Annotated in this window: 15 protein-coding genes; 4 read left to right on the top strand and 11 right to left on the bottom strand. The window is 65.3% G+C overall.

The window, feature by feature from the left end; translation table 11 throughout:
- Nucleotides 1-207: 207 nt before the first annotated feature.
- From BZF61_RS14810 to BZF61_RS14760, 11 genes are all read right to left on the bottom strand, one after another.
- Entirely contained in the window at nucleotides 208-2,493 is a 2,286-nt protein-coding gene (locus BZF61_RS14810) for a PriCT-2 domain-containing protein (protein ID WP_086620119.1), read from the bottom strand.
- Nucleotides 2,493-2,717 (bottom strand): DUF6511 domain-containing protein, encoded by a 225-nt coding sequence (locus tag BZF61_RS14805; protein ID WP_086620118.1) that lies wholly within the window; start codon nucleotides 2,715-2,717, stop codon nucleotides 2,493-2,495. Before BZF61_RS14805 ends, BZF61_RS14810 begins: the two co-directional genes overlap by 1 nt.
- On the bottom strand, nucleotides 2,714-4,453 hold the full coding sequence (locus tag BZF61_RS14800) for a DEAD/DEAH box helicase (RefSeq protein ID WP_086620117.1): 1,740 nt from the start codon (nucleotides 4,451-4,453) through the stop codon (nucleotides 2,714-2,716). Before BZF61_RS14800 ends, BZF61_RS14805 begins: the two co-directional genes overlap by 4 nt.
- A complete protein-coding gene (locus BZF61_RS14795; protein ID WP_086620116.1) occupies nucleotides 4,447-5,391 on the bottom strand; it encodes a PD-(D/E)XK nuclease family protein in 945 nt (314 codons plus the stop codon). Before BZF61_RS14795 ends, BZF61_RS14800 begins: the two co-directional genes overlap by 7 nt.
- The gene (locus BZF61_RS14790) at nucleotides 5,391-5,756 is read right to left on the bottom strand and encodes a hypothetical protein (RefSeq protein WP_211276799.1); all 366 of its coding nucleotides are present in this window, start codon (nucleotides 5,754-5,756) and stop codon (nucleotides 5,391-5,393) included. The genes BZF61_RS14795 and BZF61_RS14790 overlap by 1 nt, the downstream gene beginning before the upstream one ends.
- Nucleotides 5,757-5,822: 66 nt before the next feature.
- A complete protein-coding gene (locus tag BZF61_RS14785; RefSeq protein WP_086620115.1) occupies nucleotides 5,823-6,314 on the bottom strand; it encodes a DUF669 domain-containing protein in 492 nt (163 codons plus the stop codon).
- 24 nt (nucleotides 6,315-6,338) lie between these two features.
- Complete coding sequence (locus BZF61_RS14780; RefSeq protein WP_086620114.1) at nucleotides 6,339-7,127, bottom strand: ATP-binding protein; 789 nt, start codon at nucleotides 7,125-7,127, stop codon at nucleotides 6,339-6,341.
- On the bottom strand, nucleotides 7,127-7,612 hold the full coding sequence (locus BZF61_RS14775; protein ID WP_086620113.1) for a hypothetical protein: 486 nt from the start codon (nucleotides 7,610-7,612) through the stop codon (nucleotides 7,127-7,129). The genes BZF61_RS14780 and BZF61_RS14775 overlap by 1 nt, the downstream gene beginning before the upstream one ends.
- 10 nt (nucleotides 7,613-7,622) lie before the next feature.
- Nucleotides 7,623-7,832, bottom strand: a complete 210-nt coding sequence (locus tag BZF61_RS14770; protein WP_086620112.1) for a helix-turn-helix transcriptional regulator — start codon at nucleotides 7,830-7,832, stop codon at nucleotides 7,623-7,625.
- A gap of 206 nt (nucleotides 7,833-8,038) precedes the next feature.
- Entirely contained in the window at nucleotides 8,039-9,889 is a 1,851-nt protein-coding gene (locus BZF61_RS14765; RefSeq protein ID WP_143737097.1) for a 7-cyano-7-deazaguanine synthase, read from the bottom strand.
- An 8-nt stretch (nucleotides 9,890-9,897) separates the two neighbouring features.
- Complete coding sequence (locus BZF61_RS14760) at nucleotides 9,898-10,686, bottom strand: hypothetical protein (protein ID WP_086620110.1); 789 nt, start codon at nucleotides 10,684-10,686, stop codon at nucleotides 9,898-9,900.
- Between the two features lie 162 nt (nucleotides 10,687-10,848).
- Between BZF61_RS14760 and BZF61_RS14755 the strand changes: the two genes are divergently transcribed.
- The 4 genes from BZF61_RS14755 to BZF61_RS14740 all read left to right on the top strand — a co-directional run.
- A complete protein-coding gene (locus tag BZF61_RS14755; RefSeq protein WP_086620109.1) occupies nucleotides 10,849-12,024 on the top strand; it encodes a Fic family protein in 1,176 nt (391 codons plus the stop codon).
- A 359-nt stretch (nucleotides 12,025-12,383) separates the two neighbouring features.
- The gene (locus tag BZF61_RS14750; RefSeq protein ID WP_245804667.1) at nucleotides 12,384-12,971 is read left to right on the top strand and encodes a DUF2924 domain-containing protein; all 588 of its coding nucleotides are present in this window, start codon (nucleotides 12,384-12,386) and stop codon (nucleotides 12,969-12,971) included.
- Entirely contained in the window at nucleotides 12,968-14,302 is a 1,335-nt protein-coding gene (locus BZF61_RS14745) for a recombinase family protein (RefSeq protein ID WP_086620108.1), read from the top strand. The genes BZF61_RS14750 and BZF61_RS14745 overlap by 4 nt, the downstream gene beginning before the upstream one ends.
- The coding region (locus BZF61_RS14740) for a hypothetical protein (protein WP_143737094.1) at nucleotides 14,299-14,642 on the top strand (344 nt) is incomplete at its 3' end. The genes BZF61_RS14745 and BZF61_RS14740, both read left to right, overlap by 4 nt.

The following is a 14,642-nucleotide window of genomic DNA, read 5'->3' as shown; positions in this document are numbered from 1 at the left end:
GAAAGAGATATCTTACTTTTTTCAATATTTCATTTCCTTCAAAGGGTATGTGTGTCTCACCTCTCCCATCCACGCGCGCGGGGGTCTTTGCGTGAAATATTGAAAGAAGTCCCTCGCGTCGGATTTTCCGTTTCATGACAGTGGCTTGCGTGACACCTTCCTTCAGCTGAAGGGTAGGGCAGCTTGAAGGAAGCACCGTGCCGCCCCTCACCGCAGTGCCCGGAAGCGTATGGCTTTCCGTCCCCCGGTCTCCTGCTCCACCGTCGCGATGTCGCCGCTCTCGACCAACGTGAGCAGGATGTCGTCGCGGTCGCGCGCCCGGAGCCATTGCGAGGCGCGGGTCAGCTCGGACTTGGTCATCCCTGCCGCCCCTGCCTTGCGTATGATCTCGCGCACCCGCTTCAGATGCGCTTCTGTCTCCGTGTCGGCGACATGGCGCTCGACGGCGTCGATGGTGCGCCGGGCGAAGTGGCGCACGAAGTCGATCGCCCAGACGGCATCCTCGAGCCGGATGACGGGATGAACCGCATCCCGCCCCACGGCCAGGACGAGCGCGACCTTGGCCGCGTTCTCAGCGATCCGGGCGATGATGGGCGTCTGGAACGTGCCGGCCGCCGCCCTGAGTTCGGCGGTGATCTCCTCCCCGAGCGCATCGAAACGCGCCTGAGCTTCGTCTGCCATCGGCACGGTCATCGGGTCGACCGCGGTCTCGGGGCCGGAGGTTAGGCCCGCCAGGTTGCCGCTGGTCCGGCCACCGCCCTCGGCGAGTCGCTGTAGCCCCTCGATCAACGGCTGCGGCGACTTGCGAAGCCCGGCTCGGCGGTTCTCGTCCGGATAGTCCTCCTCGCTCGGCAGGATGATGAACCGGGCGAGCGAGCCGTCCACCACGTTTGCGCCCTGCAGCGCCCCCCAGAAATGCAGCGGCGTGGTGGTGCCATAGACGCACAGGCAGGGCTGGACGATGTCGCGCCGCTCGTTCGAGCCGTCCCGGTTGGCGTATTCCGCGCCGAGGAACACGCCGCTCGCTGCGCTGTAGAGCTCGGTCATGTTGTCGAGAATCTCGGTCACATGGCGCGGGCTGCGCTTGCGGTCGGCCGCCGCCGCGAGGAACATCCCGAATTCGTCGAGCTGGAACAGGATGGCCGGCTGACGGTGGAGCGCGGTCAGGAGCCCCGCGCCCGAGGCGATCTTGTTGCCGCCGAGGTGGTGCGCCAGCCCCGCCGCGAAGAACAGCTCGTTGACGACCTCGCGCGCGTGGTTCTTGCCCGACCCGCTGTCCGCGATGCCGACGATGTAGAGGTTGGTGCGCAGGTCTGACTCGGTGCGGTAGCGCCGCCCCATCAGCGCGCCGAGGGCGCAGAGGCTCGCGCCCACCGCCAGAAGTGGCTGCGGTCTGCGCGCCGTGTCGATCATGTAGCGCGCGAGATCGCCCACGAGCCCGCCTGGGATCGTGAGGGTGAACGACGGCGCAGGCGGGAGGATCGGCGCCGAGGTTTCGGGCCGTGCGAGCCGCGCGAGGAGGCCGGCCGCGGGATGCTCGTCGGCCGCACACGCCTTCTGACTGCCGTCGAGCAGCAGGTCGGGATCGGGACGCCAGCCCTTCTCCATGGCGAGGTGATAGATCGTGCCGGCGCCGATCCGCGCGGGCCGGAAGCTCGCCCAAGCCTTGGCCGTAGCGGCCGGATCGTTCTTGGCCGCCTGCGCCGACCATTCGGCGAAGAGCGGCGCGCCCTCCTCGCCCAGCGCGCCCTTCAGCGCCATGCCGATGCGCATCCAGCTGTCGTAGTCGAGCTCGGCGTTCGGCAGCCAGGCGAGCGCGCTCCGGACCGCAGCCAGCGTGCCGGCCTGTGCGTGGCCCGGCAGACACGGGTGCGCTGCCACGTTCGCGCCCTTCGCACCGAGGCTCTTCGGGCGCAGCTCGGGCGGGATCAGCGCCAGCGCCTCGTCGAGAAACGCTGCCGCCTGTGTAGCGTCGATAGCCGGCAGGCTCTCGATGTCGAGATCCGCAAGCCCCTCGTCCGGCCACGCATAGGGCTGGCCGGTGTCGGGATGCTGGGCATAGGCCACGAACTGCTGCCCGAGGCAGAGCATTTCCAGAGGCGCGCGCCGGATCCCGGCGAAGGGCTCGCACGTGCGATAGACCAGGAGCCGTTTCGGCGGCTTGCCGATCCTGAGCGCCGGCGTGTCGCCCAGCCGTTCGCGGGCAAGCCGCTCGATTTGCAACGCCAGCTCGCCATCCTCGGCGATGTCGATGTCGAGCGCGGCGACGGCGCCGCCGACGATCCCGACGCCGCAGCCGGGCCAGGTCGACCAGGTTGCAACCTCGAACTCGGTCGTGGCGCGGCTCGCATGCCTGTTCCAGCGCGGATAGTCGCGCCACGCGCCGCGGGCGAAGAGCCCCGGCTTCTTGGTGCCGGGCGCGATCGGCAGGATCGCGTAGCCGTTGGTCACGAGACGCGCGCCCACGCGCGCCATCCAGGAGGTGTCCGCCATCAGAAGGGCACCTGCGGTATCATGCCATCGAGCCGCGCGCGGTCCTTGGCCGCCAGATCGCGCAGGTGGTCGCAGTAGCCGGTGACGATCACTTGAACGAAGGTGTCCCACTCCTCCTCACTCAGCTGGGCGAGATCGGTCCGGCCGAGGCTGTCGAGATAGGCGCCTCCGGCCTTGCCACCCTCGACCATGGCTGCGGTCTCATTGGGGGTAGGATCGATCATGCCCGACCTCCGGTGGCAGATGTCCTGGCAAGCCCGGCTGCAGAGGTCTCGGCGACTCGTGTCGCGCCGCGGGTCGGAGACGGCAAAGCGCGGGTCGAACCAGCCCCAGCCGCGGGGTTCTCGATGGCAGACGGCGCAGAGCCCGGAACGGCTGTGAGGCATGGGGCGAACCTGTAGGCAGTGATTTCGGTGAAGCGGCCCGCAGGGCGGACGGCGATCTCGGTGGGGCGACGCAGCTCGTCCGCGAGGATGAGCGCTTCGTCGACGGACTGGGGCACATCCAGATCGGGCGCCCGCTCGCGCCACCAGCTCGCGGCCTTCCGGCGCGGATAGCCCTCGTGCTCGAAGCAGACCCATTCCGTGTGGAAGGCGAGACCGCAGCGGTAGGTGACCTTGAGCGACACCCGCCCGCCGCGCTTCTCGTGGCGGCTGTAGGTCACGTCGGTGACGCCGACCCATTGCGGCTTGGCCCTCGACAGCACCTCCAGCGTCGAGGCGGTCGGCTCGAGCTTCACCTCGCGGCCGGGGAACTCGAAGCCGCAGCCGGGACATTCCAGCGCCGCGATGGCCACGATGGTCCCGCATTCGGGACAGATCTTCGTGGGCGGCGGCCCGTCGCCCGGACCGCCCGGTCGTTTCGGCCGCACCAGGTCGATGGGGCCATGCCGGCGGACGTTCCCCGCGAAATCGAGAACGAGGCAGTTCTCCTTGCCCGCGGCGAGCCGCGTGCCCCGACCGGCCATCTGCACGTAGAGCCCGGCCGACTTGGTGGGCCGCAGCATGGCGATCAGATCCACGGCCGGCGCGTTGAAGCCCGTCGTCAGCACGCCCATCGAGGCCAGCGCCTTGATCTCGCCGCGCTTGAAAGCGGCGATGATTGCGTCGCGCTCGTCTTTCGGCGTCTTGCCGAAGATGGTGGCGCAGCTGACCCCGCGGCGGCGGAACTCCTCGGCGACATGGGTGGCGTGGCGCACGCCCGAGCAGAAGGCGAGCCAGGACCGGCGCGTCTCGCCATGGGCGATCACCTCGGCCACGGCCGCGCGCGTGATGGCATCCTGGTCGACCGCGTCCTCGAGATCGCGCGCGATGAACTCGCCGCCGCGCGATCCCACGCCGGTCACGTCGAGCCGGGTCTCGGTCTGCTTCGAGATGAGCGGGACGAGATAACCCTGGTCGATCAGGTCGCGGACCGACACCTCGTAGGCGATGTCCGTAAAGAGCGCGCTCTCGCCCTCGTGCAGCATGCCGCTGTCAAGCCTGTAGGGCGTCGCCGTCAGACCGATCACCTTGAGCGCGGGGTTGATCGCCTGCAGGTCATTGAGGAAGCGGCGATACATGGTGTTCGACCGGCCGGGGATCAGATGGGCCTCGTCGATCAGCACGAGATCGGCATGGCCGATGCACGTCGCCTTGTCGTGGATGGACTGGATGCCGGCGAAGAGGATCCGGGCCCGCGCATCGCGGTGGCCGAGGCCGGCCGAGTAGATGCCCGCCGGCGCCTCGGGCCAGAGCCCCAGCATCTCGGCATGGTTCTGCGCGATCAGCTCGCGCACATGGGTGACGACCAGCACGCGCTGGTCGGGCCAGGCCTTGAGCACGCCGTCGATGAAGGCGGCCATGACGAGGCTCTTGCCACCTGCCGTGGGGATCACGACGAGCGGGTTGCCGCTCTCCTTCTCGAAATAGCCGTAGATCGAGGTGATGGCAGCCTGCTGGTAGGGGCGCAGGGTCAGCATGCGGCGGCCTCCTCTTCGCGGGCGTCGTTGGTCCAGGCCGAGCCGTCGCGCATGCGGTAGGAGACGAAGTCCTCGCCTGCGTCGGTCACCTCGCCGGGGACCAGATCGGGGATGAACAGGTGCCGAGGGCACGCGCGGCGCTGGTCGGCCGGGTCGAGCAGCCGGTCATGGCGCGCGCAGTGCCAGCCGCCTTCGATGGGCGTCGAATGCAGGCAGGACCGGCAGGTGACGGCCGCGGCCTCCTCGCCGTGGCAGAGCCCGTGGTGGTCGCAGAACCGGCACTCGAACCAGGCGGGATCCGCGCTGATCCGCTCGGGAGGATGCTGGGCGAAGATGATCCGCCCAGCCTTCTCGAGCAGGCGTTCGCCCATCTCGGGGTCGGCCGGGACGCGCTCGATGTGCAGCGCATCGGTGTCCTTGCAGACCGCGACGTAGAGCGCCCGCGTGATGCCCGTCAGGTGCATGTAGACCTGCATCTGCGCGGCGTGCTGGGGCTTGGCGAGCGCGACGCCCTTGGCGATGAGCTCGGCGAAGCTCTTTGCGGAATGCGTCTTGAACTCGACGACGTGCCAGGTCTTCGGCGCCTCGAGCAGACCGACGGCGACCGCATCGAGCGAGCCGCCGAAGTGCCCGCCATGGGCCTCGACGCGGAACTGCCGCCCGGTCTCGGGATCGACCTCCAGCACGGTGGCGCCCGTGGCGCGCAGATCGCGCACGAGCCGGGCCTCCTCCAGCTGGCCGGTCTCGAAGAGCCGCAGGATGCGTCCGGTGTGCCGCGCGGGCGTCGCCCAGCGGAAGTCGTACCAGAGCGCGCGGGCACAGGACTTGCCGATCAGCGAGGCGCCGAGGTGGTCGCGGAAGCCGTCGCCCTGCCGGGCCTCGTAGGAGGCGTAGATGGCAGAAAGGGTCGGCGTCGGGGGTTCGGGGAACTCGGCCATCAGCACGCCTCCTCCCGCTCGAGCCGCGCGCGCGCCTCGTCCAGCACCGCGGTCCAGGTGGCGCGGTCATGACGCTCGCGCAGGACGGCGATGATCGCATCCTTCATCCGCTCGCGCCGACGGCGGCCGCCCTGGCGGGCGAGGATCTCGGCGCGCTCGCGCTTGAGATGGCGCAGCGCCGTGCGCGCGCGGTGAAACCAGTCGGGGTCGATCGGCCTGGCCGTCCGCTGCCGCGTCAGATCGGCGGTCGCGATCTGCGTGCGGATTTTCGCGATGGCGTCCTCGATCTCGATCAGGCGCCGGGTGTCGTCGGGCAAGCTGGGGGCGTTCGCGGCCGCGCAGGCCACGTCGGTGGTATTGGTCATGGTCGGTCTCTCGGGTCTGGCGATGTCCGGGCCGCCGCGAGTGTCAGCCCGCGGCGGCCAAGGGCGTCAGCTCTTGGCGCGCCAAGGCGCGGTGGCCGAGCGGGCGGGCGCGCTGGCCGGCTGGGCCGCGGCGGGCTTGGGCGGGGTCGCCTTCGCCGGGGCCTCCGGCACCAGGTAACGGATCGTGTTGCGCTCGCCGTAGCCGTCCTTCGGGGGCTTCACGCCGACCTGGATCGTCATCGGGATCAGGTGCAGCTCCTCGCTGTCGCTGACCTGCAGCTTGCCGGTGGCGTGACAGATCGCCGAGAGCGTCCGCTGTGCAATCTCGACCGTGGTCGGGTTGGCGTTCACCAGGTTCAGTTGGTCGAAGATCTTGCGCCCCTTGTGCGGGCCCTCGAGGATGTCGAGCATCAGCCAGAGATACTGGCCCATTCCGTTCCTGGTGACGCGCATCTCGCTCTCGACGATCTGGGCGCAGTACTTGCCCGCGGGCAGGATCTCGTAGGTGGTGGTGGGCTCGACGCCGGTGGCGCCAAAGGCGGTGTCAAAACGTGCCATGGTTCTGTTCCTTGTCTGTATGGATCATTCGGTGGCCGGCGCGGCCGGAGCGGGTGGGGAAGCCTCGGCGGAACCGCCCTCCATGGCGGCGACGAAGGCCGACCACTCGAGGGGGAGGGTTTCCGGCAGGCCGTAGCGGTTCTTGGCGAGGAAGGCGGGGCGCTCCTCGGTGTGCATCACGCGCGCACCCGATCCGAGCGCCCGGGTCACCTTCTTGTTGAAGCCGACGTCGGACTTCGCCACCGAGATCCGGTAGTTCGCAAAGAGCACCACGTCCGAGTGCTCCTGCAGCAGCGCGGACGCGCGGGCCTGCAGCTTGATCACGTAGCGGTCGTAGGGCTCGTGCTCGGGGCTGTCGAAGCGCCTGACGTCGGTGTGGGCGATCTGGATGACCGCCATGCCCTTGCGGTCGCGGAGCGCGTTCAGCCGGTCGATATACTCGCGCCAGATGGTCAGCGCCTCGGCGTAGCCCTTGCCGAAGCCGGGGCTTTCGATCGACTGCCAGCCGTTGCGCCGGCAGGCCTCGGCCCAGATCAGCGGCTCCAGCCAGTCCACGCTGTCGACGACCACCGTGGAATAGGGGTGGTCCTCGTCGAGCAGTGCGTCGAGCGCCTCGGCGACCTCGGCATAGCTCGTCGCCAGCGGAAAATGCGGCACCTGCAGCTTGCCGAGACCGTCCTCCGTGAGGACGAACACCGGCGCGTCGGCGAAGGCGGCGAAGGTGGACTTGCCGATGCCGGCGACGCCGTGGATCAGCACGCGCGGCGGGCGCAGAACCGACGAGGTTTGCAGGGATGCGAGCGAGATGGCCATCAGCGCGCCTCCTCGCCGAGCAGCAGCCGGAACTTGGGCTTGCCGGTGCGGACGGTCCGCGCAGGCTCAAACTCCTGCCGGATGTCCTTGGGCCAGGCCGTGTACTTGCGCTCGGGCACGTTGAACGCGATGTCGACGTACTCGGCGGGATCGGCGCCGTCGGCCCGGATCCGCTCAACCAGACCGGCGAGCATCGCCTGGTTCCAAACGACCCGCTTGGGAAGCTCGGCGATCACGGTGACCGCGCCGTCATCGAAGCGGACCGTGCCGGTGTCCTTGCCGGCAGTCTGGCGCGCTGCGTGGGCACGATCGCCGTACTTGAGCGCGATGGCCCCATCGAGCCAGTCGCAGATCGTCTTGGCGCGGCGCAGGGCGTCGGCGGCCTCGTCCTGCAGGAGGGCGAGTTGCTCGCCAGGCAGAGCGGCGATGTCGCCGACGGCCATGCCCCGGAGCTCATCGAGAGAGATGCGGTTGGAGATCGTCATCACCGCCCCCTCACGCCGCTGGCTTGCTGGGGTGGTCGGCGGTGCTCGCGCGGATCTGCTCGCGCTCGTACTCCTCGATGTCTTCGAGGCGATACACGACGCGACCGCCGAGCTTGACGAAGCGCGGGCCTTCGCCCGTCCAGCGCCACCGCTCAAGCGTTCGGTGGCTGATGTTCCAGCGAGCGGCGAGCTCGATCTGGTTCAAATGCCTGAGTGACATGGGTGTAACTCCGTTGATGTGCCTTCCACTTCATCCAGTCGCTTTGGATCGCCTGGATATACGGGCATTTTCAACGTGTTACGGGCGCCGATATATAATCAGACCTCGTCTTTCTTGTGACGTCGGCGCACGAAAAAGCCCCGGAATCCGGGGCTTTCAGCGGGCGAGTTGTGACGTCGGGTAGATCGGGCCGTGACGTAATCGGCTCAAGCTTGTGATGTGACCGCGGTATCGACCCGGATGTCCCCGACCGAGACTTCCCGCCACTCGGGGTTCAGGCGATAGCCAGCGCGCTCCTTCGTTTGGACAAACGAATCTTGGTCCAGTGGGATGCCGAGCGTCACGGTCAGCGGTTCGATGGCCTTTCGCAATCGCCCAAGTTGCTGACGCATCGACTGGTCGCTGACGCCAAGTCGGTCCGCCAAGTCGGTGGCGGGTAAGAAGGGGACGTCTGCTCTTTGCCTCTTGGCTTCCCGAAAGTTCTCGATCAGCGCTTCGACCACGCGGAAATTCGCACCTTCAAGGTAATGACTTCCCTGAAACAGAACGCGCTTGGCGTCCTGGTCGAAAGCGAATTCGAGGACAGGGGCGCCAAGGCGATCCATGAATGCCTTGGCCTGTACGTCGTAATCGGAAGGCGGCGGCGCTTCGATGTGGCCCCGGCTGAAACAGGTTGCCAGCAACGAGCCGGACGGCAACTCGCTCCGGTACAACGGACCTATATGCTCGGAAACCGCTGTGGTGATGACCTCCTCGACCGATTTCGCATGACGCTGAAAGAGGTCGTAGACGTGGTCGCCCGCGTCTTGGGTGGACAGGCCGGGGAAACGGTCAAGCGCCGATACCACCTCAGGGAAATCCACGAGAAACCGCTCCTTGGGGGTTGCGGCAACCCTTTGGAAGAACGAGACGTAGCTCAGGGCCATGCGCAGATCGTCATCGGCACTGCGATCGGCGAGGAGAAGGTCACGCATGTAGTTCTCGGCCGGCTCGTGGTCTCCCATGCCTGCAGCGAGCACGGCGAAGCGCCGGTCTATGCACTGCGAACAGACGCCACAATGTTTCTGCTTTTCGGTCCATTTTCGTGGACGGGTGCAACTGACAGTCTCGCCGAGCATGTCGGCCATGCCCGCTTCCTTGATTTTCTGAGTCACCTCCTTCTTGGTCAGCCACTGCAGCGGTGTTTTTATCTCGATCTGGCGGTCCAAGAGCAGTGAGAACAATGCCTCCAATCCGCGCAGCACCTTCGGGTGCGTGGTGCGCGTAGCACGGCCGCCGACGACATCGCCCGCCAATGGTGGATTGATGCTGACGACGCCGTTCTCATAGAAGCTGAACTTGTCCTTTCCGGACATCCTCGCGACCACGAGCCCAAGGCAGGCAAAAAGGAAGGACCGCGTTCGCTGTGTGAATTCCCGAGCCCGCTCATTTTCATTACTGACCCAAACCGGAATGTAGGAAACCCGTCGATCTAAACCCCGCTGCCTCAGACCTTGAATCAGGTTCTCCTGGACCGCGCGGACCTTGGTGGAAGAGTAATGCCCGACAAGTGTGACCGATTTCCCGAGGGTAACAATGTCGTTGACCGCCCCTGCGAACGAATCCACGCCCCCGGAGAACAAGGCGACCTCGTCATGCTCCGCTGACGCATCAAGGAGTTCTGGAAAGTACAGCTCCCGTGGCTGGACTGGAGCCTCGGCTATTCGAAAATCAAACTCGTAGCTGTCGTCCGACAAGAAGCCGAGAGTGTCAGCCAAAATTTCCTGTACGTCAGGATCCTGCCATGCTTCTAACTGGCGCACGGGGATAGAGAAGCGAAGGCTGCGCCGCCAACTCTCGCCGAAGTTCGTCAGTTTGTCAGAGCCCCGAACAAGCCGCTGATCTGCGCAGTAGACGTAAGCTGCCACTTCGAGCAGGTCGATCAACAAGTCTGGGACGTTTCCAAGCATCGTCCGGCTGATATAGTCGATGCGCAGATTGACGTTCTTGGCTGCCCCTTGGACATCCATACCGATCGCGTCTGCCGCCGAGGGTTGAGAAGCACCGCATTCGATCAAGTACCGTTTCACGGTGCCCCCTTTCTGATCTCGAGTTCGATCCGCATTTTCTCAGCTGCATGGGCGGAGAATCGACGAACGTCGTCTCGCGATATCTGTTTGCCATCTCTGTAGTGGTTCTTGCCCAACCAATCTTTGGCGAAAGCGCGCATGATGAGGGCCGACTCGTCACAGTGGCGTCGGATGGAATCATTGAATGCACGGAGATCGTGAACAGATCGCGCGACCCTGCCGGAACCCACCATGTTGTGGATGTTTCGATCCACATAGTAGTGGATCACGCGTTCGACGAAGTTTGCATAAAAACGATGAGCAAGAGCCGCAAATTGCTCCGTTCCCTTGAGAGCTGCGACCGACGCCTGCACATCGGTTGCTGTTGGAGCCCATAGGGTCGGCAACGCGCCTCGAACTGCTTCGCCCAAAGCCGAGATGCCGGCACGGCGCGCTATCTCGCCAAGGTCTGTCGCTCCGGCGTGCAATCGCCGCTGGACCTTCTCAATAGCGCGATCATAGTTGACGAGGACATCTGATAGGGAAGCTGGCGCCATATCTGCCATGCCCAGATCATTGAGGTTGGCCGGGAAGTCTTTCGAAGCGGCCGCCTGGGGCGTCCTGATAAGAAGCCAAAGAGCTTCAATGAATACAGCATCTTTCAGGGCACGCTTCAGCGCGTCGCGGCCAACCTCGGTGACTTGGTCAACCAGATCCTCGGTAGGCGTGCCGCCAGCCACCAGGTACCTGACGATCTCAGGTAGCAGGCGGTGCGCGGGCAATTTTCCGAGGCGCTGATGACCCATAGCGTTTGCCTATAGGCCGCCAGGCTGTTGCGCCCTAGGCCGGGCGTGGGCCCCATGAATCCTCGACACCATACAGAACCTTTCGTTAGGATCAAGACAAAGAAAGGATTTCATGATATCCTTTCTTTCCGACAATGCCAAGGAAAGGATCCTTTCTCAACCATGGCTGCAGAACAGGAGCCCTCGCGGCTTGGGCACAAGGTGACCATCTCGACGGCCGGAGAGAGGGCGGAAGCGTTTGTGCCCCCGCGCTTGCCGCCGGCACCTGCCGTGCGAATGGATGGGCTCTTCCGGCGACTCGAGAGCGCGAACCGCGCACTTGGGCGGCTCGATGGGGTTACCTCGATCCTGCCCGACACACCGCTGTTCCTCTATATGTATGTGCGAAAAGAGGCTCTACTCTCGTCGCAGATCGAGGGCACACAATCGTCGCTCTCCGATCTCCTGCTCTTCGAGAGCGAGGAGGCGCCCGGCGTGCCGCTCGACGACGTGCAGGAGGTGTCGAACTACGTCGCCGCGATGAACCATGGTCTCGCACGGATCCGAGAGGGCTTTCCGATCTCGCTCCGGCTCATTCGTGAAATCCACGATATCCTGTTGTCGAAGGGCCGGGGCAGCACCAAGCAGCCCGGCGAGTTCCGGCGATCCCAGAACTGGATCGGAGGGACCCGCCCCGGAAATGCGCTCTTCGTGCCGCCGCCCCCCGAAAACGTCTTGGACCTGATGTCCGATCTTGAGGCGTTCATCCATGCCGAGACGGTCGAGATCCCGTCCCTCATCAAAGCGGGACTGGTCCACGTCCAGTTTGAAACCATTCACCCATTCCTCGATGGCAATGGGCGATTGGGGCGGCTCCTGATAACTTTTCTTCTCTGCACCCAGGGCATCCTCAAGGAGCCGATCCTTTACCTCAGCCTCTATTTCAAAACGCATCGTCGGCAGTACTACGATCTACTTCAGGGCGTGCGAGAGCGCGGCGATTGGGAAACCTGGCTCGAGTTCTTTCTGGATGGCATCACCGAAACGTCACTGCAGGCTGCCGAAGCTGCGCGCGAGATCTTGAGCTTGTTCGAAGCTGACCGGCAGCGGATCGAGAGCCTAGGCCGCCCAGCCGCGTCAGCGCTGCGTGTCCACCAGCTTCTCCAGCAGAAGCCGATTGTCGGGATCCCCGACGCCGCGCAGAAGCTAGGAATTTCAGCCCCGACGATCGCCAAGTCGATACAGCACTTGGAAAAGCTCGGAATCGTACGCGAGATAACAGGAAAGCAGCGCGGCCGGATGTTCGTCTACAGCGACTATCTGAGCATCCTCAGCCACGGCACTGAACCACTCGGTTGATCATCTACGGGCAGACATGTGCATACGCCTGACTTCTAATGATTCCGCTGTGGCGCGATAAGCCATTGAATCTTATTGCATATCTTCGTTTTGCGACTACCGTTTCGCCAATCATCTTCTGTTGCGAACGGTCTCATGCAAGACGCCCGATCCGGTCCGAACCCTCTGTTGCCCGCCCGTCTATCGGCGGACGAACGCCTCGATGAACTCGCGTGCATTCTTGCCGCGGGGCTGAGGCGTATCCTGCCGGAACAGTCCAGTTCTTTATCTGCACGCGGGCAAGACAGTTCATTCGACATTCTCGCCCTCAAACGCCGTGTTGGTCGTCGATACCCGCGCAACCGAGTTGGAGGGCAATGATGCCAGGGACAAAGAGAAAGACTGACGCCGCACCATGGCAACCGGGCAACCGCGATGCGGCGGACGCGAGCGTGGTCACGCAGCTTGCCGAGCTGAAGCGAATGACGGTGGTCGAGCTGAAGGCGAAGTGGGAAAGCCTTTTCGGCACGCCCGCTCCGAACAACAGCCGCAGTTACCTCGAGCTGAGGCTCAGCTACCGGGTCCAGGAACTGACCCTCGGCGGCCTGTCCCGCGAGACGCGGCGTACGCTGGACCTGCTGGCGGACGAAATCGAGGGCCGGGTCGGGCGCAAGACGATCATCGCCGACCCCCGCAACCCGATGGTCGGCACCCGCCTCGTGCGCGAATGGGACGGGGTGGAGCACACGGTCACGGTGATGAAGGACGGCTTCGACTGGCAGGGGCGCAAGTTCAAGTCGCTGTCGGCGGTAGCGCGGGCGATCACCGGCACGCAGTGGAACGGCTACCGCTTCTTCGGCCTCCGCGAGGCGCGGAGGGGTGAGGAGCGGTGGCCGAAGGCCAGCCATCGATCCGGGGGGTCGATGGCAGCGACGAACGCCCGGAGCGTGAGCGGAGGGCCGAGATGAACCGTCAGGAAGCCGTCGCGGTCGTTCCGCGCCGCCAGCGCTGCGCCATCTATACCCGCAAATCCTCCGAGGAAGGGCTTACACAAGAGTTCAACAGCCTCGACGCCCAGCGCGAGGCTTGCGAGGCCTTCGTGACGAGCCAGAAGGCCGAAGGCTGGGCCACCATTCGCGAACGCTACGATGACGGCGGCTTCTCCGGTGGCACGCTGGAGCGCCCCGGCTTGAAGCGCCTCATTCAGGACGTCGAGGCCGGTCTGATCGATGTGATCTTGGTCTACAAGATCGACCGGCTGTCGCGCTCGCTGATGGATTTCGCCAAGCTGGTCGAGATCTTCGACCGCAATCGGGTGACCTTCGTGTCGGTCACGCAGTCGTTCAACACCACGACCTCGATGGGCCGGCTGACGCTGAACATCCTCCTCAGCTTCGCACAGTTCGAGCGGGAGGTGATCGGCGAGCGCATCCGCGACAAGGTCGCGGCATCCCGCAAGCGCGGCATGTGGATGGGCGGTCACGTCCCGCTGGGCTACGACGTGCGCGACCGCAAGCTGGTCGTCAACGAAGCGGAAGCCGCGACGGTCCGGATGATCTTCGAGCGCTTCGTCGCCATCGGCTCCGCCACGACGCTGGCGAAAGCGCTCGCGGCCGAGGGCGTTCTGAACAAGCGCGGCAAGCCGATCGACAAGGGCTTCCTCTACAAACTGATCAACAACCGGGTCTATCTCGGCGAAGCCGTGCACAAGGGCAAGGCCTATCCCGGCGAGCACGAAGCCATCATCGATCAGGTCCTGTGGGACAAGGTTCACAGCATCTTGGCAGAAAGCCCGCGCCTGCGGGCGAAGAATACCCGCCGCCAGACGCCAGCCCTGCTGAAGGGGATCATCTTCACCGAGACGGGCACGGCGATGACGCCGACGGCGACGAAGAAAGGCACGCGCCTCTACCGCTACTACGCGTCCATGGACCTGATCCGAAACCGCCCGACCGGCGACGCCTCGGGCCCGCTGCGCTTGCCCGCAGGCATGGTCGAGGACGCCGTGGTCGGCGAAATCCGCCGCATGATCCGCGCGCCCGAGATCGCGGCGCGGACGATCAAGGCCCTGCGCGACGAGAGCCCGACCATCGATCAGAAGGCGGTTGTCCAGGCGCTCGGCGAGTTCGACCAGCTCTGGGCGGCGCTGTATCCGGCGGAGCAAACCCGCATCGTCCAGCTTCTAGTCGAGCGGGTGACCGTCGGCAAAGACGGCATCGCCGTCGATCTGCGCCATGAGGGTCTGGGCTCGGTCCTGCGGGACATGATGGCCCCCCGCCAGACGGAGGCCTGTGCATGACCGACTCGACGAACACCATCCGGGTCGTCATCCCCCTGACGATCCGCAAACGCAACGGGCGGCCGATGATCCTGCCGCCCGACGAGGTGACGGTCCGGGACGGCCGGTTACAAGATCCTCATGTGCTGCGCGCCATCGCTCGCGCTTGGAGCTGGCGGCGGCAGCTGGAATCCGGTGCCGCTTCCACCATTCAGGATATCGCCGCGGCCGAGAAGGTCTCCGACCGGTTCGTGAGCCGAATAATGCGGCTCGCCTATCTGTCACCCGAGGTGCTTGAACACCTCGTCATCAGGCGCGTCCCACCGGCGCTGTCATTGAACGACCTTGTTTCGGTCGCCGA

Origin of the sequence: Erythrobacter tepidarius (genome assembly GCF_002155695.1) — a bacterium.
Lineage (GTDB): Bacteria > Pseudomonadota > Alphaproteobacteria > Sphingomonadales > Sphingomonadaceae > Erythrobacter > Erythrobacter tepidarius.
The sequence above is the reverse complement of the archived record's forward strand: the minus strand, read 5'-3'. Positions and strand labels throughout refer to the sequence as shown.